At 70.7% G+C, this 23,317-nt stretch carries 16 protein-coding genes and 1 pseudogene; 5 read left to right on the plus strand and 12 right to left on the minus strand.

What is annotated here, in order from left to right; genetic code table 11:
- Positions 1-22: 22 nt before the first annotated feature.
- The 3 genes from ADL12_RS01590 to bldG all read right to left on the minus strand — a co-directional run bounded on the left by ADL12_RS01590 (position 23) and on the right by bldG (position 3,634).
- On the minus strand, positions 23-2,428 hold the full coding sequence (locus tag ADL12_RS01590; RefSeq protein WP_062697623.1) for a sodium-translocating pyrophosphatase: 2,406 nt from the start codon (positions 2,426-2,428) through the stop codon (positions 23-25).
- A 305-nt stretch (positions 2,429-2,733) separates the two neighbouring features.
- Positions 2,734-3,171, minus strand: coding sequence for an ATP-binding protein (locus ADL12_RS01595; protein WP_062697625.1), 438 nt, complete (start codon positions 3,169-3,171; stop codon positions 2,734-2,736).
- Positions 3,172-3,292: 121 nt separating this feature from the next.
- The gene (gene bldG, locus ADL12_RS01600; protein ID WP_003975386.1) at positions 3,293-3,634 is read right to left on the minus strand and encodes an anti-sigma factor antagonist BldG; all 342 of its coding nucleotides are present in this window, start codon (positions 3,632-3,634) and stop codon (positions 3,293-3,295) included.
- Between the two features lie 83 nt (positions 3,635-3,717).
- Here bldG and ADL12_RS01605 point away from each other — a divergent pair, with 83 nt between their 5' ends.
- Complete coding sequence (locus ADL12_RS01605; RefSeq protein WP_244187730.1) at positions 3,718-6,297, plus strand: DEAD/DEAH box helicase; 2,580 nt, start codon at positions 3,718-3,720, stop codon at positions 6,295-6,297.
- Between the two features lie 464 nt (positions 6,298-6,761).
- Here the strand turns inward: ADL12_RS01605 and ADL12_RS01610 are convergent, their stop codons facing one another.
- The 7 genes and pseudogenes from ADL12_RS01610 to ssd all read right to left on the minus strand — a co-directional run bounded on the left by ADL12_RS01610 (position 6,762) and on the right by ssd (position 12,840).
- Positions 6,762-7,166, minus strand: a complete 405-nt coding sequence (locus ADL12_RS01610; protein WP_062697777.1) for an Rv3654c family TadE-like protein — start codon at positions 7,164-7,166, stop codon at positions 6,762-6,764.
- Between the two features lie 482 nt (positions 7,167-7,648).
- Complete coding sequence (locus tag ADL12_RS01615) at positions 7,649-7,978, minus strand: TadE family type IV pilus minor pilin (protein ID WP_062697629.1); 330 nt, start codon at positions 7,976-7,978, stop codon at positions 7,649-7,651.
- Between the two features lie 70 nt (positions 7,979-8,048).
- Positions 8,049-8,258: a DUF4244 domain-containing protein gene (locus ADL12_RS01620; RefSeq protein WP_062697630.1), complete on the minus strand. Its 210-nt coding sequence runs from the start codon at positions 8,256-8,258 to the stop codon at positions 8,049-8,051.
- A 140-nt stretch (positions 8,259-8,398) separates the two neighbouring features.
- Complete coding sequence (locus ADL12_RS01625) at positions 8,399-9,187, minus strand: type II secretion system F family protein (RefSeq protein WP_062697632.1); 789 nt, start codon at positions 9,185-9,187, stop codon at positions 8,399-8,401.
- A gap of 83 nt (positions 9,188-9,270) precedes the next feature.
- Positions 9,271-9,896, minus strand: a pseudogene (locus ADL12_RS01630) (type II secretion system F family protein).
- A gap of 245 nt (positions 9,897-10,141) precedes the next feature.
- Entirely contained in the window at positions 10,142-11,344 is a 1,203-nt protein-coding gene (locus tag ADL12_RS01635) for a TadA family conjugal transfer-associated ATPase (RefSeq protein WP_062697779.1), read from the minus strand.
- A gap of 383 nt (positions 11,345-11,727) precedes the next feature.
- Positions 11,728-12,840: a septum site-determining protein Ssd gene (ssd, locus tag ADL12_RS01640; RefSeq protein ID WP_062697634.1), complete on the minus strand. Its 1,113-nt coding sequence runs from the start codon at positions 12,838-12,840 to the stop codon at positions 11,728-11,730.
- A 574-nt stretch (positions 12,841-13,414) separates the two neighbouring features.
- Here ssd and ADL12_RS01645 point away from each other — a divergent pair.
- On the plus strand, positions 13,415-14,248 hold the full coding sequence (locus ADL12_RS01645; RefSeq protein ID WP_062697635.1) for an HAD family hydrolase: 834 nt from the start codon (positions 13,415-13,417) through the stop codon (positions 14,246-14,248).
- A gap of 391 nt (positions 14,249-14,639) precedes the next feature.
- Here the strand turns inward: ADL12_RS01645 and ADL12_RS01650 are convergent, their stop codons facing one another.
- Positions 14,640-15,464, minus strand: coding sequence for a Fic family protein (locus ADL12_RS01650; protein ID WP_062697637.1), 825 nt, complete (start codon positions 15,462-15,464; stop codon positions 14,640-14,642).
- Between the two features lie 101 nt (positions 15,465-15,565).
- On the opposite strand from ADL12_RS01650, the gene ADL12_RS01655 reads away from it, so the two are divergent.
- Positions 15,566-16,432 (plus strand): ATP-binding protein, encoded by an 867-nt coding sequence (locus ADL12_RS01655; RefSeq protein ID WP_079051789.1) that lies wholly within the window; start codon positions 15,566-15,568, stop codon positions 16,430-16,432.
- A gap of 187 nt (positions 16,433-16,619) precedes the next feature.
- On the opposite strand, the gene ADL12_RS01660 is transcribed toward ADL12_RS01655, so the two are convergent.
- The gene (locus ADL12_RS01660; RefSeq protein WP_062697639.1) at positions 16,620-17,957 is read right to left on the minus strand and encodes a polysaccharide deacetylase family protein; all 1,338 of its coding nucleotides are present in this window, start codon (positions 17,955-17,957) and stop codon (positions 16,620-16,622) included.
- A gap of 299 nt (positions 17,958-18,256) precedes the next feature.
- On the opposite strand from ADL12_RS01660, the gene ADL12_RS01665 reads away from it, so the two are divergent.
- Together ADL12_RS01665 and acs are read left to right on the plus strand one after the other, a co-directional pair.
- Positions 18,257-20,857, plus strand: a complete 2,601-nt coding sequence (locus ADL12_RS01665) for a bifunctional SulP family inorganic anion transporter/carbonic anhydrase (protein WP_062697641.1) — start codon at positions 18,257-18,259, stop codon at positions 20,855-20,857.
- A 292-nt stretch (positions 20,858-21,149) separates the two neighbouring features.
- Complete coding sequence (acs, locus tag ADL12_RS01670) at positions 21,150-23,150, plus strand: acetate--CoA ligase (protein ID WP_208614448.1); 2,001 nt, start codon at positions 21,150-21,152, stop codon at positions 23,148-23,150.
- Positions 23,151-23,317 lie beyond the last annotated feature (167 nt).

Raw genomic sequence — 23,317 nt, forward strand, 5'->3', positions numbered from 1 at the left:
AGCTGGGCCGTCGTAAGACCGCCTACGAAACCACCGCGGGATCGACCGGTTTGGGCACCCTTTCGGCGTTGCCTTCGTCACCCATGGCGATGCCGCGCCGCTTGGAGACGTACACCGCGCCGACGATCACGAGGAGCGAGAGCACGGCGATCACGATCCGTACGCCGATGTTCCTGTCCTCGCCGTAGCTGAACTGGATGACCGCGGGCGCGATGAGCAGCGACACCAGGTTCATCACCTTCAGCAGCGGGTTGATCGCGGGACCGGCGGTGTCCTTGAAGGGGTCGCCGACCGTGTCACCGATCACCGTGGCGGCGTGCGCCTCGCTGCCCTTGCCGCCGTGGTGGCCGTCCTCAACGAGCTTCTTGGCGTTGTCCCAGGCGCCGCCGGAGTTGGCGAGGAACACCGCCATCAGCGTGCCGGCGCCGATGGCCCCCGCGAGGAACGCGCCGAGGGCACCGACGCCGAGCGTGAACCCGATGAAGATCGGCGCCATCACGGCGAGCAGACCGGGTGTCGCGAGCTCCCGGAGCGCGTCCTTGGTGCAGATGTCGACGACCTTGCCGTACTCGGGCGTCTCGCTGTAGTCCATGATCCCGGGCTTCTCGCGGAACTGCCGCCGCACCTCGTACACCACGGCCCCCGCCGACCGCGACACGGCGTTGATGGCGAGCCCCGAGAAGAGGAAGACGACCGCCGCGCCCGCGACCAGCCCGACGAGGTTGTTGGGCTGCGAGATGTCCATCATCAGGTTCATCGGCGCGCCTTCGCCGCTGAGTTTCTCGCCGACGTCCCGTGCGCCGGTGGTGATGGCGTCGCGGTACGACCCGAAGAGCGCCGCTGCCGCCAGGACGGCGGTGGCGATGGCGATGCCCTTGGTGATGGCCTTGGTGGTGTTGCCGACCGCGTCCAGGTTGGTGAGCACCTGGGCGCCGGCGCCCGCGACGTCGCCGGACATCTCGGCGATGCCCTGCGCGTTGTCGGAGACCGGCCCGAAGGTGTCCATGGCGACGATCACGCCCACCGTGGTGAGCAGACCGGTACCGGCCAGCGCCACCGCGAACAGCGCCAGCATGATCGACGTACCGCCGAGCAGGAACGCCCCGTAGACGCCGAGGCCGATCAAGAGGGCGGTGTAGACGGCCGATTCGAGACCGACCGAGATACCGGCGAGGACGACGGTGGCCGGGCCGGTCAGCGAGGTCTTGCCGATGTCCATGACCGGGCGGCGGTTGGTCTCGGTGAAGTAGCCGGTCAGCTGCTGGATGACAGCGGCCAGCACGATGCCGATCGCCACCGCGACGAGCGCGAGGACCCGTGGGTCGCCGCCCTTGCCCGCGATCGCGGCGTCGGTGACGCCGTCGAGGTCGGCGTACGACGACGGCAGGTAGATGAACACCGCGATCGCGACCAGCACGATCGAGATCACCGCGGAGATGAAGAAGCCACGGTTGATCGCCGTCATGCCGCTGCGGTCGGAGCGGCGCGGGGCCACCGCGAAGATGCCGATCATCGCGGTGATCACGCCGATCGCGGGCACGATCAGCGGGAACGCGAGCCCGGAGTCACCGAACGCCGCCGATCCGAGGATCAGCGCGGCGACCAGGGTCACGGCGTACGACTCGAACAGGTCGGCCGCCATGCCCGCGCAGTCGCCGACGTTGTCGCCCACGTTGTCGGCGATGGTCGCGGCATTGCGCGGATCGTCCTCCGGAATGCCCTGCTCGACCTTGCCGACCAGGTCGGCGCCGACGTCGGCGGCCTTGGTGAAGATGCCGCCGCCGACACGCATGAACATCGCGATCAGTGCGGCACCGAGACCGAATCCTTCGAGCACCTTCGGCGCGTCGGCCGCGTACACGAGCACCACACAGGAGGCGCCCAGCAGACCGAGCCCCACCGTGAACATGCCGACGACGCCGCCCGTGCGGAAAGCGATCTTCATGGCTTTGTGCGAGACGGCAGTGAGATCCTTTTCCGGCTCTCCCGGCGCCGGGGTCGCTTCCCGTGCGGCCGCGGCGACCCGCACATTGCTGCGTACGGCGAGCCACATGCCGATATAACCGGTGGCCGCCGAGAACGCGGCGCCGATCAAGAAGAACACCGATCGGCCGATGCGCTGATTCCAGTCGTCCGCGGGCAGCAGCATGAGCAGGAAGAACACGACGACGGCGAATACGCCGAGCGTGCGCATCTGCCGTCCCAGATAGGCGTTCGCGCCTTCCTGGATCGCCGACGCGATCTTCTTCATGCTCTCGGTGCCCTCGCCCGCCGCAAGCACCTGGCGCACCAGGACGCCGGCGACCACGAGCGCTGCCAGTGCCACGACGCCGATGACCGTGATGATGATCCGGTTGTCGTCGGTCAGCACTGCGGCTGCGAGGGTTGTGGGTTGGTCCAGCTGATGAGGGGTAGAAAGCCCCGCCATTCGTCCTCCTTGACGCTTGGGCTGAGCTCAAGATGTGGACGGATTCTAGGTACCGGAACCTGATCAAAACAGAGCGCGGTAAACGGAATTAGCCTGCACGTGCCGTTCAGCAAATGATCGACGTCAAGCCGATGAACCCGAAAGCGCTAATGCCTCAAAACCGTTGACGCCCGCATAGGCACTTGATCAAATTATCGGCCCATTGATCGTGAATTCCTTCACGAATTCCCCTGCCCGGCCGGGCCCGGCCGGGGAAAACGCGAAGGGGCCCTGCTGAGCAGGGCCCCTTCGAAGATGAGGTGAGGTCAGGAGAGCACCGCGGCCGGCGGTGTGGTCGGCCAAGTCATGCGGATCAGCCCGCCGTGCTCCCCGGCCGAGACCTCCACGTCGTCGACGAGACCGCTGATGACCGCGAGGCCCATTTCGTCCTCCTCGGCCTCCACGTCGCCGTCGTCGCCCGCGGCGCCGGATGCCCGATCGCCGGGGGCGGAGTGCGGCGCCTCGTCGCCGACCTCGATGGAGAACTGTTTCTCCTCCTCGATCAGCACGACCTTCACCGGCGCCGTGATGCCGACGCTCTGATGCAGTCCGACGGCACGGGTGCAGGCCTCGCCGACGGCGAGTCTGACTTCGTCGAGTACGGCCTCGTCCACTCCGGCCCTGCGCGCCACCGCTGCCGCCACCAGCCGGGCGGTCCTGACGTGCTCGGGCAGCGCGCTGAAGCGGAGTTCAACGGTGGCCATGCATCCCCCTCGGAACTACGGGCGTGCTGTCCGGAGGACCGGGCTGCCGAAAGCCCGGTCCCCGTTCTCTTGCAACTTCTGCCGCCCCGGGCACGCTCAGCGGCGGGCCCGGGTCCGGTGATCAGTCGGTCGCCGCAACCGCTTCCTCGACCGAGGTGTGGATCGGGAACACCTTGGTGAGGCCGGTGATGCGGAAGATCTTCAGAATGCGCTCCTGGTTGCAGACCAGGCGCAGTGAGCCCTCATGGGCACGCACACGCTTCAGGCCGCCGACCAGCACGCCGAGCCCGGTGGAGTCGAGGAAGTCCACGCCCTCCATGTCGACGACGAGGTGGAAACTCCCGTCGTTCACCAGCTCGACCAGCTGCTCGCGCAGCTTGGGCGCGGTATATACGTCGATTTCGCCACCAACCTCGACGACCGTACGATCGCCGACGGTACGGGTCGACAGGGACAGGTCCACGGATCCTCCAGCACCTTGCTAATCGAGCGGTCGTCCCTCGGGACACCTCGGCTTGCAGTCCCCAGGACGGTTCGCCAGCCGCGATGGCATTCAATCACTTACCGGCAGGCGTGCACGACGCCTTGGTCCCATTGTCCGTCACGCCAGTGACACACTCGGTGCCGATGGCCAAGAATCACCGATCCGATCGATCCCCGACGGGCCCCGATTCCCGGGTGGACCCGGGTACGCTGCTGGGCCGGCTCGCCTCGGGACCGAGCCGGGCTTCGCGCATCACTCATACGGAGCATGTGCCCCCGCGCGCGGGTCGCCATGCAGTCTGGCCTGATCGAATCCGGGCGGAGGTCATCGCCGCGGTGCAGACCGCGGGAATCGAACATCCCTGGGCCCACCAGGCACGCGCCGCCGAGCACGCCCTGGACGGCGACTCGGTGGTCGTCGCCACCGGCACGGCGTCCGGCAAGTCCCTGGCCTACCTCGCGCCGGTCCTCTCGACACTTCTGGACGGCTCCGAAGCCCCCAACGGCCGTGGCGCCACTGCCCTCTACCTGGCCCCCACCAAGGCCCTTGCGGCGGATCAGTGCCGTTCGGTGAAGGAACTTTCACATCCGCTGGGCAATTCCGTACGGCCGGCCGTGTACGACGGCGATACTCCGTTCGAGGAACGCGAGTGGATCCGCCAGTACGCCAACTACGTCCTCACCAACCCCGACATGCTGCATCGCGGCATACTCCCGTCCCACCCCCGCTGGTCCTCCTTCCTGAAGGCGCTGAAGTACGTCGTCATCGACGAGTGCCACACCTACCGCGGCGTCTTCGGCTCCCACGTCGCCCAGGTGTTGCGCCGCCTGCGCCGCCTGTGCGCCCGCTACGGCGCCTCTCCCGTCTTCCTGCTGGCCTCCGCGACCGCCGCCGAGCCCGCGGTGGCCGCCGGGCGCCTGACGGGCCTGCCGGTGGTGGAGGTCGCCGACGACGCCTCCCCACGCGGGGAACTGGTCTTCGCCCTCTGGGAGCCCCCGCTCACCGAACTCCAGGGCGAGAAGGGCGCCCCCGTCCGGCGTACCGCCACCGCCGAGACGGCCGACCTGCTGACGGATCTGGCCGTGCAAGGTGTGCGGTCGGTCGCCTTCGTACGCTCCCGGCGTGGCGCCGAGCTGATCTCGGTCATCGCCCAGGAACGCCTCGCCGAGGTCGACCGCTCCCTCGCCCGGCGTGTCGCGGCGTATCGGGGCGGCTACCTCCCCGAGGAACGCCGCGCGCTGGAACAGGCCCTGCACTCCGGCGAACTCCTCGGCCTCGCCGCCACCACCGCGCTGGAACTCGGCATCGACGTCTCCGGCCTGGACGCCGTACTGATCGCCGGCTACCCGGGCACGCGCGCGTCCCTGTGGCAGCAGGCGGGCCGGGCCGGGCGCTCCGGGCAGGGCGCGCTGGCCGTCCTGGTCGCCCGCGACGACCCGCTGGACACCTACCTCGTCCACCACCCCGAGGCCCTGTTCGAACGGCCGGTGGAGTCGACGGTCCTCGACCCCGACAACCCGTACGTCCTGGCTCCGCACCTGTGCGCGGCCGCCGCGGAAATCCCGCTGACGGACGAGGACTTGGCGCTTTTCGGCCCCGAGACCGAGGCGCTGTTGCCCCAACTGGAGGCCGCGAAGCTGCTGCGCCGCCGCACGAAGGCCTGGCACTGGACGCGCCGGGAACGGGCCGCCGACCTGACCGACATCCGCGGCGGGGGCGGCCGCCCGGTCCAGATCGTCGAGTCCGGCACGGGCCGCCTACTCGGCACGGTCGACGCGGGCGCCGCGCACACCACCGTCCACGAGGGCGCGGTCCATCTCCATCAGGGCCGCACGTATCTCGTCCGCACCCTCGACCTGGAGGACTCGGTCGCCCTGGTCGAGGAGGCCGCTCCGCCGTATTCGACGGTCGCCCGCGACACCACGTCGATCTCCGTCCTGGAGACGGACGTCGAGGTCCCGTGGGGCGATGGCCGCCTGTGCTACGGCTCCGTCGAGGTCACCAACCAGGTGGTCTCCTTCCTGCGCCGCCGGCTGATCACCGGCGAAGTACTGGGCGAGACGAAACTCGACCTCCCTCCTCGTACGCTGCGCACACGCGCGGTGTGGTGGACCGTCACCGAGGACCAGCTGGACGAGGCCCGGATCAACCCCGAGATCCTCGGCGGCGCCCTGCACGCCGCCGAGCACGCCTCGATCGGCCTGCTGCCCCTCTTCGCGACCTGCGACCGCTGGGACATCGGCGGCGTCTCGATCCCGCTGCACCCCGACACACTGCTCCCGACCGTCTTCGTCTACGACGGCCACCCCGGCGGCGCGGGCTTCGCCGAGCGCGCCTTCCACACCGCCCGCGCCTGGCTCACCGCCACCCGCCAGGCCATCGCCGCCTGCGAGTGCGACGCCGGCTGCCCGTCCTGCATCCAGTCCCCCAAGTGCGGCAACGGGAACGATCCGCTGCACAAGAGGGGGGCGGTGCGGTTGCTCACGGTGCTGCTGCGGGGGGCGCCGGAGGAGAAGGGGGAGCCTGCGGAGGGTGGGGAAGGGGAGCTTGCCACGGCCGGGGAGGGGGAGCCTGTCCCGGCGAGGGGCGGGGGTCCTGGTCCGACTGGGGAGGGCTCACCGGCGGAGGGCGAGGGACCCTGACCCAACCGGGGACAGCGCACCAGCGAAGGACGAAGGGCCCTGACCCAACCGAGGACAGCGCACCAGCGAAGGACGAAGGGCCCTGACCCAACCGGGGACAGCGCACCGGCTGACGGCAAAGGGCCCCGACCCAGCTGGGGACGGCTCGCGTGCCCGGCTGGGGACGCAGGGACTGTCCTGGCCGAGGAGAGGGAGACTGCCCCAGCGGGGGACGGACAGCTTGCCGCGGCCGGGTAGGGGAGCATGCCCTGGCTGGCGGCGGAGAACGTATCGCCGGCGGCAGAGGGCGCTGCCCTGGGCGGGAAGCGGGGAAGCTGCCCGGCCGGGGAGCGGGGCGTGCCCTGTCTCGCGGCGGAGAACGTACCGCCGACGGGAGGGGAGACACTGACCCGGCCGGGAAGGGGAAGCTGCCTCGGCCGGGGCCAGGGCCGGGGAATCGGAGCCGATGGCAGTCGCGCAACCGGTCAAGGAGCCGGCGTCGGCCGGCCCGTCCCCGCAGGGCCACCCGGCGGAGGCCCCGTCGGCAGGGGCGCCCCCTCCGGGCCCGCAGGCCCCGCCCGCGCCCTGACTTCCGCCGCGAACGGCCCCCGGCCCGAAGCCGCCGTCACGTCCGAGACCTCGCCCACCATCACGCACCGCACGAGCCGCACGCCCTGTGCCCGGGCCACCCGCTCCGCACGGGCGCAGGCCGCCGTACCGCCCTCCGCCCAGTGATCGGCCGCCGCGAGCGCCGCCAGATCCGCACCGCCGGCCGCACGGTGTCGGCTCGCGACGGCTTGGCCCAGGGCGAGTACGACGCCGAAGACGACGCAGAGCACGGCGATGGCGCCGACGCTCCAGACGGTGGCGGAACCGCGATCGGAGCGCAGGCCGACAGCAGGTCCCCGGGCCGCATGCCGGTCGGCGACGGGCCTGCGGTCCGCATGCCGCTCGATGACGGGACTGCGCCCGGAGCTCCGACCGGTGACGGACCTGTGCCCAGACGGTCGGCCAGTGGCGGGCCTATGGCCAGACTCTCGGCCAGTGATGGGCCTGTGGCCGGACTCTCGGCCACATGTGGGCCTGTGGCCGGGCCCTCGGCCGGCGATGTTCTTGGGGTCAGATCCCCGGCCGGCGAGGGGTTTGGGAGCAGGTCCCCGGTCGGCCATGGGGCTGCGGTCAGATCTCCTGTCGGCCATGGGCCTGTGGTCAGATCCCCGGCCGGCGATCGGCCTGCGGCACGTACGCCAGCCCCTGAGGGAGCTACAGCCCCATCTGGCGACAGAGGCGCGGGCAGAAGAACGACCGCCCGCCATCTCACGCCCAGCTCGTCGGCCGGCGACAAACCCGAGCCCCACGGCGAACCCCCCTCTCATGTCCCCGCCCCCACCATGTCCTCCGCCGACGCCACGGCTTCCTCCCGTACCTCGAAGGGGAGCCCGCGCAGCACGGGCGGCTTGGCCACGACGACCACGCGGACCTCGTTCCCCTCCCGGCCGACCGTGACCGTCGCGCCGCGCGGTGCCGCCTCACGGGTGACCTCGATGACCGCGTCGGCCGGATCCTGCCGGGCTGCCGCACGAGCGCCAGTCCGGGCCGCGTCCACGCACTGGAGCTGCGCGGCCACCACGAGCAGCCCCCACACCAGTGCCATCGCGAACATCACCAGCACGGGCAGCACCACAGCCGACTCCGCCGTCACGAACCCCTGGTCCGATCCCCGACCGGCCCCCCAACCGGCACGCCGACCCGACCCCCGTTCGATCTCCCGCTCACATCCGCGCATCGAGCGCCTGCTTCACGATGGCCTGCAACTCCGCGCTGACCTGGCCGCTCGTCACGACCTTGTAGAGCACCACGGCGAACGCCACCGCCGCGACGATCCCCATCGCGTACTCGGAGGTGACCATCCCCGCGTCCCTCCGCGCCGCCCGCATCCTGTACACCAGGGCGCGCATCCTTGCCCGTACCGCCTTGTACATCTCAACCCCCGTAAGGCTCAGTCCTGTTGAATCCAGCTGTTGAATCCAGCTGTTGAACGTCTGCTGCAAACTCCGAACTCGCCTGCTGCCGAAGTCCGAACTCGGCTACTGACCGGCGACCGTCGCCGCCCCTCACCCCGTCATCCATCACCTCCTCCCAGCACCCCGCCCGCCAGCCCGATCACCACCGGCGCCACGCCCACCGCGATGAACGCGGGCAGGAAGCACAACCCCACCGGCGCGGTGACCATGACGGCCGCCCGCCTGGCCCGTTCCGTCGCGGTGCGCGCCCGGTCGGCGCGGGCCTCCGCGGCGAGCCGAGCAACCGGTCCGGCCGCCGGAAGCCCCGACACATCGGCCCTTTCGAGCAACCGCGCCAGCGCGCCGGCCCCCGGCATCGAGGCCAGCCGCTGCCATGCCTCGCCCGGTTCACCACCGAGCCGCACCTCCGCCGCCCCTCGCGCCAGCCCGTCCCCGACGGGGCCGCCCAAGGCCTCCCCCACGGCCTGCGCCGCGATCACCGGACCGGCGCCCGCCGCGATGCAGGCCGCCACCAGATCGGCGGCGAGCGGCAGCTGGCGAGCCACCTCACCGGCGTCGGGCTGCTCCTCGGCGCCAACGGACCCCTGCCGACGCCGCCATACCCACAGCCCGACCGCGACGATCAGCCCCACCGCCAGGCCGACGATGCCGCCGACCAGCGCCCACCCGGCACCCACGACCGCCGCCATGGGCAGCCCTTGCCGCATGCCCTGCCGGACGTCGAACCGTCGGCACGTCGACGTCACGTCGGCGGCCGACATCAACTCGGCCAGGCGTCGCCGTGCCCTCCGCTCGTGACGCGCGGCCACGGGCCACTGCACCAGCCAACCGACGACCAACGCCGCTCCCACGGCCGCCCCCAGCCTGTGGACAACTTCCGCACTCACGCCGCCATCTCCCTCTCACGACCTGGACCCGCCCAAGTCCTCACGCCGCCACCTCCCTCTCACGCCCCGACCGCCCCGGGTCCTCACGCCGCCTCCGCTCCCCGCACGATCCGCATTGCCCACCACATCCCCAGCCCCTCGAGCACCCCTCCGACCACCACGCATCCGAGCCCCGCCCCGGTATGCAGCAGCACATGCAGTGGGTCGGCTCCCATCGCGGCACCGAGCAGCAGCCCCAGGACCGGCAACCCGGCGAGCATCACGACCGTCGACCGAGCCCACCGGAGTCCCGCGCCGCCCGCAGCAACGCCTCACCCGGCTGCCGCCCGGCCCGCACCTCCCCGGCAAGCGCCCCGCACAGCGCGATCAGCGCATCCCCGCAACGCTCCCGCGTCCGCCGCGCCTCCCGAGCCAGCCGCACCCTCCGCAGCAGCGGCACCCCGGCCGCCCCCGCGACGACCGGCAGCACCGAAGCTCCCAGCGCACCCAGCACCAGCCCGAGAACCGGCGCCCACCACTCGGCCCGCAGCCGCCCCCGCAGCCGTCGCAGCTCCCCGGCCATCTGCCGCCAGCCGGGCGGCCCTGCTCCGACCGCTCCACCGCCCGCAAGCAGTAGCTGCGCCCGCCGCGCCCCTGAGTTCCGCCCGCCCAGCAACCAGACCGCCGCCCCGAGACACGCCACTGCCGCGCCCCACGACATCTCACCCATTCAGACCACCGAACCCCTCACGTCACCGATTCCTCAGGGCCACCGAGCCCATCGCGTCGCCGACTCCTCAGGGCCACCGAACCCCTCACGTCACCGACTCCTCACGGCCACCGAACCCCTCACCTCACCGACTCCTCAGGGCCACCGGGCCCCTCGCGTCGCCGGACCCATCGCGTCGCCTGACCGGTCACGGCCACCGAATCCCCCACGTCAGCACCCCCTCCACACTCCGGAACCCCTCACGATCACCGCGCCCCATCCACGGCCCCCGCACCCTCACGACCACGGCACGCCTCCACTTCGCTCGCACCCCGAAGCAGCCCCCGCAGCCGCTCCCACCCGCGCTCGTACGCGAACGCCCCCGCACCCCAGCGCAGCGCCGGCACCGTCCGCACCAGCCCCGACGGGTCCCGTTCCAGCACATGCACCTCCGAGATCCGCCGCCGCCCGGCCCGGTCGCGCACGAGATGGAGTACGACCGACAGCGCGGCCGCCAACTGGCTGTGCAGCGCGGCCCGGTCGAGCCCTGCCGCCGTGCCGAGCGCCTCCAGCCGGGCCGGCACGTCGGCCGCCGCATTCGCGTGGACGGTCCCGCAGCCGCCTTCGTGACCGGTGTTCAAGGCCGCCAGGAGATGCACGACTTCTGGTCCGCGCACTTCGCCCACGACGAGTCGGTCCGGCCGCATCCGCAGCGCCTGCCGCACCAGGTCCTCGAGGGTGACGAGCCCGGCGCCCTCCTGGTTGGCGGGTCTGCTCTCCAGCCGAACGACGTGCGGATGGTCCGGCCTGAGCTCCGCCGAGTCCTCCGCGAGCACGATCCGCTCGCCCGGCCCGGCCAGCCCGAGCAACGCGCTCAGCAACGTCGTCTTGCCACTGCCTGTCCCGCCGCTGATGAGGAAGGACAGCCGCGCGTCGACCAGCGCCCGCAGCACTCGGTCCCCGCCCGGCGGCACCGTGCCCGCCGCGACCAGCTCGTCGAGCGTGAACGCCCGCGGCCGCACGACCCGCAACGACAGGCAGGCGCAGCCGACGGCGACCGGTGGCAGTACCGCGTGCAGTCGGGTCCCGTCGGGCAGCCGGGCGTCCACCCAGGGCCGCGCGTCGTCCAGCCGCCGCCCGGCCACCGCGGCGAGGCGCTGCGCAAGGCGTCGTACGGCCGCCGCGTCCGGGAAGGACACGGAAGTCAGCTCCAGGCCGCCGCCCCGGTCCACCCAGACCCGGTCCGGCGCCGACACCAGCACATCCGTCACCGACGGATCGGCGAGCAATGGCTCCAGCGGGCCGCTCCCGACCAGCTCGGACCGCAACTGCTCGGCCGCACCCAGGACTTCGGCATCCCCCAGCACCTTGCCCTGCTCCCGCAGGGCCTGCGCCACGCGCGCGGGAGTGGGCTCGGCCCCGCTCTCGGCCAGCCACTGCCGTACCCCGTCGAGCAGCCCCGTGGGCATGCCCGCACCGGCCGCCGTCCCGTCCGACGCCCACCGCCCAGCCGACGGACCGGCCCGGTCGACCGGCTCCCACCGCCCAGTGGCCGTACTCGCCGCGACCTCCACCACCCGCGACACCACACCGGCGCCTACCGAACCGTCCGACACCCGCCGCACCACACCGGCACCCACCGAACCGCCCGACCCCCGCCGCGCGACAGCATCACCAGCCGAACCGTCCACCGCCCATCGCGGCGTGGCCCTACGCACCCTCCCGGCAGCCGTCCCGCTCGACCGCCACCGCTCGGGAGACGCCCGCACCGAACCATCCGCGCCACCGCTCACCCAGTCGAGCCCCGAAGCCGTGCCGACGCCGTCACTCATGCCACTGCTCACGCCGTCACTCATGCCGCCCTCGCCTCAAGCAACGCGCGCTCCCAGAACTCCCGGCAGAACCGCGCCAGCGGCCCCCGCCCCTCCGCCCCCGGTGGAGCCTTGGTCTCGTGCGGCCGCAGCAGTCCCGACTCGACCGGCACCTCGCCGACGAGCGGTAGCTCCAGCAGCCGGGCCACCTCGCGGTCGTCGAGCCCGGGTGCGTACGGCCCACGTACCGCCACCCGCAGATCCCGCAGGACCATCCGGACCGCGGAGGCCACCTGCCGAGCGGCGGTGAGGGCGCGCAGTTCGGCGGGGACCACGAGGATCCCCACGTCGAGCTGGGCGAGGGCCTCCGCGACGCCGTCGTCGATACGGCGGGGCAGGTCGACGACGACGGTGCCTCCCCGGCGCCGGGCCGCGGCGAGTACCGCTCGCATCGCCTGCGGCGGGACGGCGAGGTAGTCGCCGCGATCCCAGCTCAGGACCCGTAGGGAGTGCAGCTTCGGCAAGGACTCCTCCAGGGCGCCGCTGCCGAGCCGCCCGCGTGAGCCGGCGAACGAGGGCCAGCGCAGGCCCTCGGCGGCCTCGCCGCCGAGGAGGACGTCGAGTCCGCCGCCCAGCGGATCGGCGTCCACGAGCAGGGTGCGCAGCCCTTCACGCGCGGCGGTGACGGCGAGGGCACACGCGAGCGTGGACGCTCCGGCTCCGCCGCGGCCGCCGATGACCCCGACGGTGAGGGCCGGCCGGCCGACGCCCTCGGCGACGTCGGCGAGGCGGTCGACCAACCACTGTTCGCCGTCGGGCAGCATCAGGACGTGGTCGGCGCCGATCTCGACGGCCCGGCGCCAGACGCCCGAGTCGTCCTGGTCACGGCCGACCAGCACCACTCCGCGTCTGCGTCCGGCCCCGCGCACGCGGCGTGCGGCGTCGTCACCGACCAGGACGAGCGGCGCGGACTCCCAGCTGCCCCGGGGCTCGGGCACCCCGTGGTGGACCTCTGGTGTGGCGCCGGCCGCCGCGCACAGGCGCAGCAGGTCGTCGAGCAGGTCGGCGTCCTCCGTGACGATCAACGGTTTGCCCGGCCGCCCGGAGGCGGCGGGCGGCGGATCGTGTGTGACGGCTGCGGTCACGGTTTCCATCCCCCTTCGCTGCATCACTCGCGCAGCCCTGCGGCCCCGCGATTCCCAAACGTGTGAAGAACCGGCAAGCGGCCTCCATATGAACGGCCGATACGAACCGGCCAAACACGCCCGACTAACCGGAACCGGCCATGAAGTCGGCCCGAGCGGGGCGCGCTGGAATCACGGTGCAGCGATCCCGGAAATCGTGTGGATCTTGGTCGATAACTGTGGACAACTCGGCGGTTGTGAATATGGCCGTCACCCATACCGGTGACCCCCGCACCGACCCCTGTGCGACTTCCGCAGAGCAGCACGACAGCTACACACAGTCACGGATCATGGGCATGCCGAAAAGGCGGCCACAGCCGCCTCGCTGCGGCCTCGCGGCCGCGTTCAGAAGAGGAAAACCCACCCGGACATGCGACGACCCCCGCCGGGGGGGAGAGCGGGGGTCGTCTCCACGGCCGACTCGGGGGGGGGAGGAGTCGGACCGGGTTAGCACGGTCGCGAACGATCCGTGACTTCCATGGTGTACCCGAGAGCCCTCTCAGGCAAACCCACGCGCCCACCTTACGCCGAATGGGCTGCCCCTATGCTCAGGGTTGTGGAAAACCACTCCTTGCCCCGCACAGCGGCCTTCTTTGACCTGGACAAGACGGTCATTGCGAAGTCGAGCACGCTCACGTTCAGCAAGTCCTTCTACCAAGGCGGTCTGATCAACCGCAGGGCCGCCTTGCGGACCGCATATGCCCAGTTCGTCTTCCGCCTGGGCGGTATGGACCATGACCAGATGGAGCGCACCCGCGAGTACCTCTCCGCGCTCGTCCGCGGCTGGAACGTCCAGCAGGTCAAGGAGATCGTCGCCGAGACGCTGCACGACCTGATCGACCCGATCATCTACGACGAGGCCGCGTCCCTCATCGAGGAGCACCACACCGCCGGCCGCGACGTCGTGATCGTTTCCACGTCGGGTGCCGAGGTGGTCGAGCCGATCGGCGAGTTGCTCGGCGCCGACCGCGTGGTGGCCACGCGCATGGTCGTGGGCGAGGACGGCTGTTTCACCGGGGAGGTGGAGTACTACGCATACGGCCCGACGAAGGCCGAGGCGATCAAGGAGCTGGCCGAGTCCGAGGGCTACGACCTGTCCCGCTGCTACGCATACAGCGACTCGGCAACGGACCTGCCGATGCTTCAGTCCGTCGGCCGCCCGCACGCCGTGAACCCCGATCGCGCACTGCGCCGCGAGGCACTCGCGCGCGGGTGGCCGATTCTCGACTTCCACCGCCCCGTTCGACTCAAGCAGCGGATTCCCTCCTTCTCCGTGCCGCCGCGACCAGCCCTTGTCGCGGCGGCAGCCATAGGAGCCGCCGCGGCCACCGCAGGCCTCGTCTGGTACGCGAGCCGACGCCGTACGGCGCTCGCCTGATCTGCGCTTGACCTGCGCTTCCCCATTTCCGCGCGCACAGTTCGACGCATCGACGCCCGTTTGACGCAGTTTTGAGAGCAAAAGTAAAGAACTGCAGCCAGGCCTTCCGCTTGGTTGGGTCCTGGAGTACAAAGGACTCAACGGCCCGCGAGACCAAGGACATCCGCGAGGATCACCTTTAATACGCATTTGGCCCCACGGACCGAGCATGAACATCGGGCACCCACGCGACGTCGACCCGTCGATTACGGGCCAGCCACACCAGGTGACGGGCAAAGTTCCCGACCTGATGGGCAACATATCGAGGACGCTTGGTAACTCGGTGAACATGCCAGCGGCGGTACGAATTCTCGTACCGCCGCAACTCATGTGGGCCCCACGCGCGTGTGCGTTACGCCGCCCCGCGCTGCAGCGCCTCGCACACCGCCGTCGACTCGCGCGCGCCGAGCTCGATCGCCTTGCCGCAGTGGGCGATCCAGGCGGCCATGCCCTCGGGGGTGCCGGAGACGTAGCCCTCGAGCGCCGCCAGATAGGCCGCACGGCCCAGTTCGCCGTGGCCGACCTCCGCCGGGCAGACGGACTTCGGATCGAGGCCGCTGCCGACCAGGACGATGCGCTCGGCCGCGCGCGCGACGAGGCCGTTGCGGGACGTGAAGGGGCGCAGCGCGAGGATTTCGCCGTGCACGACGGCGGCCGTCACCAGCGCGGGCGCCGAACCGCCGGCGATGATCAGCTCGGACAGTCCCTCCAGGCGGCCATGCACCTCCGCCGCGCTCGGCAGCGGCAGCTCGACCAGCGGCTCGTCGACCGGCTCGCCCTCCTGGCGGGGTCGCCCGACCGTGCCGTCCTTGCTCGCCGCTGCCACCAGGTGCAGCCGGGCCAGCACCCGGAGCGGTGACTGCCGCCAGATGGACAGCAGTTGGCCCGCCTCGGCCGTGAGCCGCAGGGCCGCACCCATGACGCGCGCCTCATCGTCACCGCTGAAGTCGGTGCGCCGACGCACCTCTTCGAGCGCCCAGTCGGCACCCGACAGCGCCGCGGAGCCTCGGGCGCCGCGCAGGGCCGCCTCGGAGGTGATCTCGTTGCTGCGACGCCGCATGACCCGGTGCCCGTAGACCCGGTCCACGGCCTTGCGCACGGACTCCACGGACTCGGGCACACCGGGCAGTGAACCGAGGGCTGCGAGCGGATCGGCGTTCGCACCTGTCGTACTCATGAGTACGACATTACGCACCCCGGGCCCCCGCCCCACGATCGAGTGGCCTTCTTCACGCACGCATGCCACATACAGCTATCGCCCCGCTACGCTTCGTGAACATGAAAATTGCTTTCGTCGGGAAGGGCGGCAGCGGCAAGACCACCCTGTCCGCCCTGTTCGTCCGCCACCTCGCCGCCACCGGCGCACCGGTCGTCGCCGTCGACGCCGACATCAACCAGCACCTGGGAACCGCACTCGGCCTCGACGAGGGGCAGGCCGCCGCACTGCCCGCGATGGGCGAGCGACTGCCGTTGATCAAGGACTACCTGCGCGGCTCCAATCCGCGGATCGCCTCCACCCAGACGATGATCAAGACGACGCCGCCCGGCGAGGGTTCGCGGCTGCTGCGGGTGTGCGAGAACAATCCGGTGTACGACGCCTGCGCCCGGCCGGTGGAACTCGACGGCGGCGCCGTCCGTTTGATGGTCACCGGCCCCTTCACGGACTCCGACCTGGGGGTCGCCTGCTACCACTCCAAGACGGGAGCGGTGGAGCTGTTCCTGAACCACCTGATGGACGGCCCCGACGAGTACGTCGTGGTCGACATGACGGCGGGCTCGGACTCCTTCGCCTCCGGCATGTTCACCCGCTTCGACATCACGTTCCTCGTCGCCGAGCCGACCCGGAAGGGGGTCTCCGTCTATCGCCAGTACAAGGAGTACGCCCGCGACTTCGGAGTCGTCCTGAAGGTCGTCGGCGACAAGGTGTGGGACGACGCCGACCTCGGCTTTCTCCGCGCCGAGGCCGGGGACGACCTGCTACACGCACCAGTGGTGCACTTCCATGTCAACTACTCGTCGATGAATCGGCGAGCTTGCACAACGAGCGCCACTGGTTGTGACGCGGCGTTTGCGTCCAGCTCCACCACGGTGGAGCAGAGGCGATTGACTGCGCCCCGCACCTACGCGGTCAAGCGTCCCGTATGAAACCGGGTCCACCGGCGATGCCGGATCTGTGCCTTCGGGGACTCCCGCGCAGGAGCGGCAACGTACCGCACTTCATGGGACGTTGGCCAGCTCCACAGGCCAGATGACCTGGCGGCACAGATCGACCCCGGGTTCGTACTCGGCGAGAGCTTCATCGTCCTGCCCGAGGACAACTCCCGCCGGACTCCTACTGCTTGACCGCCGACGCCCCCGGTACCCCCTTCGGGGCCGGGGCCGGGTGCCCCGACAGGAAGGACGCCCAGCCCTGCCGCGGGGCCTCGCCGACCCCTAGCGTGCGCAGCTTCTCCAGGACCGTCGGGTCCTGGGCGTCCAGCCAGTCGGCGAGCTGCCGGAAGGAGACGCAGCGCACGTCGGGTCTGTTGCAGACGGCCTCGACGACCTCCTCGACGGCGCGCATGTAGGTGCCGCCGTTCCAGGACTCGAAGTGGTTGCCGATGATCAGGGGCGCTCGGTTGCCGTCGTAGGCCCGGCGGAAACCCATGAGCAGGCCGTCCCGCATCTGGTCGCCCCAGAAGTCGTGCTTGGCGGGGTCGCCCTGCGTCTTGGTGCCCGACTGGTTGACCATGAAGTTGTAGTCCATCGTGAGCTGCTCGTAGGAGTGCCCTGGGAATGGCACGAGCTGCATCGACAGATCCCACAGGCCCCCCTTCTTCGCGGGCCAGACCTGGTTGTTGACGCCGCTCGAGTCATAGCGGAAGCCCATCTCGCGGGCGGCCTTGACGAAGTTCTTGCGGCCTTCCAGACAGGGCGTGCGGGCGCCGATGAGTTCCTTGTCGTAGTCGAAGGGCAGGGGGGCCGTCGTCGTCATGCCGGTGTTGGTCTTCCAGGACTTCACGAACCTCTTGGCCTGGGCGATCTCGTCCTTCCATTCCTCCACCGACCATTCGCCGACTCCGCCGCCGGTGCCGCAGAAGTGGCCGTTGAAGTGGGTGCCGATCTCGTTGCCCTCGAGCCACGCCAGACGCAGCTGCTTCACGGTGTCGGCGATGCCCTCCGTGTCGTTGAAGCCGATGTCCGAGCGGCCCGGGGAGTGCTGCGGCGGGCGATACAGGTCACGCTTGTGGTCCGGCAGCATGTACACGCCGCTGAGGAAGTACGTCATCGTCGCGTTGTTCGCCTTGGCGACCCCGCGGAAGTGGGAGAACAGCTTCTGGCCGTCCTCGCCGGCGCCGTCCCAGGAGAACACCACGAACTGCGGGGGCTTGTGACCTGGCTTCAGACGTTCGGGTCTGGGCAGATGCGGTTGCACTCCGGTGTACGCGGTCGACCCGTCGCCGATCAGGCGGACCACGCTTTGGGGCGCGGGCGCCGCCGGCTGCGGCTTCTGCGGCTTCTGCGGCCCGGACGCCCCCTGCCGGGTCGTGTCGTCGCCGGTCGCGCAACCGGCGAGCGATGCGGCGCAGACCGCGGCGATCGCGGTACCCGCGGCGATCCTGTGCGTCACGACGATCCGGTGTGTCGCCGAAGTCCTGCGAGGTGCGGCGAACCTGCGGGTGGCGGCCATGTTCCGTCCACCTTCTTCCTTCTCTCGGGTGCCGACAGCGCCGCCAAGGTCGCACGGGAGCAAGAAGGAATTAGTACGACAAGCCGACTAATTAGCCACTTCACTCTTTGGGGGGATTTATTAGTCCATTTGCTCGGAAAATCTATTCCGGTCCTTTACTCTGCATTACGATTCGTTTACTCACTGTTGATGCATCCCGCCGCTGCATGCCGTGACCACACGGCCGCGACCCGACCCCTCGCCCAGGAGCGGGGGACCACCAGATCCGCGACCGCGCTGCCCCGGAGGAGACGGGAAACATGTCCGCCTGCGTCCCCACCCGCGCCGACGACCCACGTCGACAGAAGCGCATCCACGAGCCCCACAGCCCACCGCCGAACCGGCCCCGCCGCTACCGCATCGCGGGCGCCGATCTGTCGGCCTCCATCGCGGTCTTCCTGATCGCACTCCCCCTGTCCCTCGGTATCGCCCTGGCCACCGGCGCGCCCCTCCAGGCCGGCCTCGTCGCCGCCGCCGTCGGAGGCATCGTCGCCGGATGGCTCGGCGGCTCACCCCTCCAGGTCAGCGGCCCCGCCGCCGGACTCACCGTCGTCACCGCCGACCTCATCCACCGCTACGGCTGGCGGACGACCTGCGCCATCACCGTCCTGGCCGGCCTCGCCCAACTGGGCCTGGGCTGCCTGCGCGTGGCCCGCAGCGCCCTCGCCGTCAGCCCCGCCATCGTGCACGGCATGCTCGCCGGCATCGGCGTCACCATCGCCGTGGCGCAGCTGCACATCGTCCTGGGCAGCACGCCGCAGAGTGCCGTCCTCGACAACCTCCGGGCGCTACCCGCCCAGTTGGCGGACCTGCACCCGGCCGCCGTGTCGGTGAGCGCCCTGACGCTGGCCCTGCTGCTGCTCTGGCCTCGGATCCCCGGCCGCATCGGACGCCTCCTGCACAAGATCCCGGCCGCACTCGTCGCCGTCACCGGCGCCACCGCCACCGCCTCGCTCATGGGGCTCACCCTGTCCAGGGTCGACCTGCCGTCCTGGAGCAGCCATGCTCTGGCCGGGCTCCCCGAGGGCCCGGTGCTCGGGCTCATCGCCGCCGTGCTCACCATCACGCTGGTGTGCAGTGTGCAGTCACTGCTCGGCGCGGTCGCGGTGGACAAGCTGGTCGCCTCCCGTCCCGATCTGGTCGCCGCCCGCCCCGGCCAGCCCGCTCGCGTCAGCCGCTCCAACCTGGACTGCGAACTGCTGGGACAGGGTGCCGCCAACGTCGTCTCCGGCACGCTCGGCGGACTGCCCGTGGCGGGTGTGGCGGTGCGAAGTTCGGCGAATGTGCAAGCCGGTGCCGTGAGCCGGAACTCCACGATGCTGCACGGCGTTTTCGTAGTAGTCGCCGCGCTGCTGATGGTCCCGATCCTGGAGCTCATCCCGCTCGCCTCGCTCGCCGCCCTGGTGATGGCCGTCGGCATCCAGATGGTGTCCCTGCACCACATCCGCACGGTGACCCGCCACCGAGAGGTGCTGGTGTACGCCGTCACCACCCTCGGCGTGGTGTTCTTCGGTGTCCTGCAGGGCGTGGCACTGGGGATCGCCATGGCCGTCGCCGTCGCCCTGCACCGCCTCACCCGCACCCGGATCACACATGACGAGAAGGAAGGAGTCCATCACGTACATGTACGAGGGCAGTTGACGTTCCTCGCGGTGCCACGGCTCAGCCGGGCTTTGCATCTCGTACCCCAAGGCGCCTCCGCTGTCGTGGAGTTGGATGGGTCGTTCATGGACCACGCGGCGTACGAGTCACTGCAGGACTGGCAGAACACGCACACCGCGCACGGCGGCTCCGTCGAGCTGATCGGCCGCAGAGCCGGGGTCCGGATCGGCGAGCCGACGGGACCGGTCGGCCTCCATCCCGACACCGGGACGAGCGCGGCCGAGTCGGCCGACTGCCGTTGCCACCCCTGGACGGCCTGGCGCAACCACCAGTGCGAGATCCCGGACTCCGTCGCGCCCCAGGACGGACGCCCTGCTCAGGCGCAGGCGACCGGGACCGGCAACACCGGCCGGGCCGACGCGCCCCGCGACACCGACGCCTCCAGCACCATGGGCGAGCTCGACACGGCCGGCGAGTCCAGCGGTGCCGACGGACCCACCCGGCCCGGCCGCCCCGGCGAGAGCAGTGCCGACGGGTCCGGCGGAACCGACGGGAGCCGACCGAGCTCGCATCAACTGGCTCGCGGCATCAGCGCGTTCCAGCGCAACACCGCGCCCCTGGTGCGGGGCGAGCTGGCGCGGCTGGCGCGTGAGGGGCAGCAGCCTTCCCAGCTGTTCCTGACCTGCGCGGACTCGCGGGTGGTCACGTCAATGATCACCTCCAGTGGTCCGGGAGACCTGTTCGTGGTGCGCAACGTCGGCAACCTCGTTCCTCCCCCAGCCAACGCTGGGACGTGCTCCCAGCCCGGCCAGGAGAGCGGGGACGACTCGGTGGCGGCGGCGATCGAGTACGCGGTGGACGTGCTGCAGGTGCGGTCCATCACGGTGTGCGGGCACTCCGGGTGCGGGGCCATGCAGGCGCTGCTGAACTCCGAGCCCGGTGGTCCACAGACGCCGCTGCGGCGTTGGCTGCGGCACGGACTGCCGAGCCTGGAGCGGATGTCCGACGAGAGCCGGCCCTGGGCCAGACTCGCCGGGCGGGCGCCGGCCGACGCGGTCGAGCAGCTCTGCCTGACCAACGTGGTCCAGCAGTTGGAGCACCTGCGTGCCCACGAGTCGGTGGCCCGAGCCCTGCGGGCGGGGGCGCTGGAGTTGCACGGGATGTACTTCCACGTGGGCGAGGCGCAGGCGTATCTGCTCGCCGAGGGGAACGAGGACGAGGTGTTCGACGACGTGGGCGTGGCGGATCTGTCGGCCTGACGGGGAGAGATGCGCGCGGCCCCGTTCGGCGCGGGGCCGCGCTTCGCGTGAGGAGCCGACGGCCCTGGACGTGAGGGACGGCGTTTCACCTGCGCCGGACCGGAGCGCGATCCGGAATGTGAAAGGGATTACAGAGCTGAACCGCGTCCGTCCGGCGCCCGTGGGAACGGATGACCCCGGCGCCGAAAGCAGCTCCGGGCGAACCCGGGCCAACCTTTGGGCCGACCCGACCGACAGGTCTAAACCAATTTTCCGTCGACCCTTGTCATCGGGCCCCCAGGTCTGATGAGCTGTGGCCTGGGACACAACGGACACCCTGGGAAAGGGAGATGTCGTGAGCAACGAAAGCCTGGCCAACCTGCTCAAGGAAGAGCGCAGGTTCGCACCCTCCGCCGACCTGGCCGCCGAAGCCAATGTCACCGCGGAGGCGTATGAACAGGCCAAGGCTGACAGGCTCGGCTTCTGGGCCGAGCAGGCCCGTCGGCTGACCTGGGCCAAGGAGCCGACGGAGACGCTGGACTGGTCGAACCCGCCGTTCGCGAAGTGGTTCAAGGACGGCGAGCTGAACGTCGCGTACAACTGCGTGGACCGGCATGTGGAGGCCGGGCACGGCGACCGGGTCGCCATCCACTTCGAGGGCGAGCCCGGCGACAGCCGCGCCATCACGTACGCCGAGCTCAAGGACGAGGTCTCCAAGGCCGCGAACGCCCTGCTGGAGCTCGGGGTTCAGAAGGGCGACCGGGTCGCCGTCTACATGCCGATGATCCCGGAGACGGCGGTCGCGATGCTGGCGTGCGCCCGTATCGGCGCCGCGCACTCCGTCGTCTTCGGCGGCTTCTCGGCGGACGCCCTCGCCACCCGTATCCAGGACGCGGACGCCAAGGTCGTCATCACCTCCGACGGCGGCTACCGGCGCGGCAAGCCGTCCGCGCTCAAGCCAGCCGTGGACGAGGCGATCGCCAAGGTCGACAACGTGGAGCATGTGCTCGTCGTCCGGCGTACCGGCCAGGAGGTCGCCTGGGACGACAGCCGTGATGTCTGGTGGCACGAGATCGTCGAGCGGCAGTCGGCCGAGCACGCCCCCGAGGCGTTCAACGCCGAGCAGCCGCTGTTCATCCTCTACACGTCCGGTACGACGGGTAAGCCGAAGGGCATCCTGCACACCTCCGGGGGCTACCTCACCCAGGCGTCGTACACCCACCACGCCGTCTTCGACCTCAAGCCGGAGACGGACGTCTACTGGTGCACCGCCGACGTCGGCTGGGTCACCGGCCACTCGTACATCGTGTACGGGCCGCTGGCGAACGGTGCGACGCAGGTCATGTACGAGGGCACGCCGGACACCCCGCACCAGGGCCGGTTCTGGGAGATCGTGCAGAAGTACGGGGTGACGATCCTGTACACGGCGCCCACCGCCATCCGCACGTTCATGAAGTGGGGCGACGACATCCCCGCGAAGTTCGACCTCAGCAGCCTGCGGGTGCTCGGGTCCGTCGGCGAGCCGATCAACCCCGAGGCGTGGATCTGGTACCGCAAGCACATCGGCGCCGACCGGACGCCGATCGTGGACACCTGGTGGCAGACCGAGACCGGCGCGATGATGATCTCCCCGCTGCCGGGCGTCACCGCGACCAAGCCGGGTTCCGCGCAGACGCCGCTGCCCGGCATCGCCGCGACCGTCGTCGACGACGAGGCGAACGAGGTGCCCAACGGCGGGGGCGGCTACCTGGTCCTGACCGAGCCGTGGCCGTCGATGCTGCGCACCATCTGGGGCGACGACCAGCGGTTCCTCGACACCTACTGGTCACGCTTCGAGGGCAAGTACTTCGCCGGTGACGGGGCGAAGAAGGACGACGACGGCGACATCTGGCTGCTGGGCCGCGTCGACGACGTCATGCTCGTGTCGGGGCACAACATCTCCACCACGGAGGTCGAGTCCGCTCTGGTCTCCCACCCGTCCGTCGCCGAGGCGGCCGTCGTCGGCGCCGCCGACGAGACCACCGGTCAGGCCATCGTCGCCTTCGTCATCCTGCGCGGCACGGCGAACGCCGAGGACGAGGGCCTCGTCGCCGACCTGCGCAACCACGTCGGCGCCACCCTCGGCCCGATCGCCAAGCCCAAGCGGATCCTTCCGGTGGCCGAGCTGCCCAAGACCCGCTCCGGCAAGATCATGCGCCGTCTGCTGCGGGACGTCGCCGAGAACCGCCAGCTCGGTGACGTGACGACGCTGACCGACTCGACGGTCATGGACCTCATCCAGGCCAAGCTCCCCGCCGCACCCAGCGAGGACTGAGTACGGCCGAGACCGAGTACGGCAGACACTGAGTACGGCCGACATCGAGTCAGGCCATCGGGGCACCCGGCGACCAGCGCGCCGGGTGCCCTTCGCGTACGTACCGTGGAGATCGACGGATGCAGCCCGACGCATTCTTAGGTAAGCTAAGCAAAACAACTTCAGCC

The organism is Streptomyces regalis (assembly GCF_001509475.1).
GTDB classification, from domain to species: domain Bacteria; phylum Actinomycetota; class Actinomycetes; order Streptomycetales; family Streptomycetaceae; genus Streptomyces; species Streptomyces regalis.

Bases quoted from the DNA above. Each gene is read 5' to 3' on its own strand.
- ADL12_RS01590 (WP_062697623.1), bottom strand. From the start codon at position 2,428: ATGGCGGGGCTTTCTACCCCTCATCAGCTGGACCAACCCACAACCCTC.
- ADL12_RS01595 (WP_062697625.1), bottom strand. From the start codon at position 3,171: ATGGCCACCGTTGAACTCCGCTTCAGCGCGCTGCCCGAGCACGTCAGG.
- ADL12_RS01605 (WP_244187730.1), top strand. From the start codon at position 3,718: ATGGCATTCAATCACTTACCGGCAGGCGTGCACGACGCCTTGGTCCCA.
- ADL12_RS01620 (WP_062697630.1), bottom strand. From the start codon at position 8,258: ATGTACAAGGCGGTACGGGCAAGGATGCGCGCCCTGGTGTACAGGATG.
- ADL12_RS01635 (WP_062697779.1), bottom strand. From the start codon at position 11,344: ATGCCCACGGGGCTGCTCGACGGGGTACGGCAGTGGCTGGCCGAGAGC.
- ssd (WP_062697634.1), bottom strand. From the start codon at position 12,840: ATGGAAACCGTGACCGCAGCCGTCACACACGATCCGCCGCCCGCCGCC.
- ADL12_RS01645 (WP_062697635.1), top strand. From the start codon at position 13,415: ATGCTCAGGGTTGTGGAAAACCACTCCTTGCCCCGCACAGCGGCCTTC.
- ADL12_RS01650 (WP_062697637.1), bottom strand. From the start codon at position 15,464: ATGAGTACGACAGGTGCGAACGCCGATCCGCTCGCAGCCCTCGGTTCA.
- ADL12_RS01655 (WP_079051789.1), top strand. From the start codon at position 15,566: ATGAAAATTGCTTTCGTCGGGAAGGGCGGCAGCGGCAAGACCACCCTG.
- ADL12_RS01660 (WP_062697639.1), bottom strand. From the start codon at position 17,957: ATGGCCGCCACCCGCAGGTTCGCCGCACCTCGCAGGACTTCGGCGACA.
- ADL12_RS01665 (WP_062697641.1), top strand. From the start codon at position 18,257: ATGTCCGCCTGCGTCCCCACCCGCGCCGACGACCCACGTCGACAGAAG.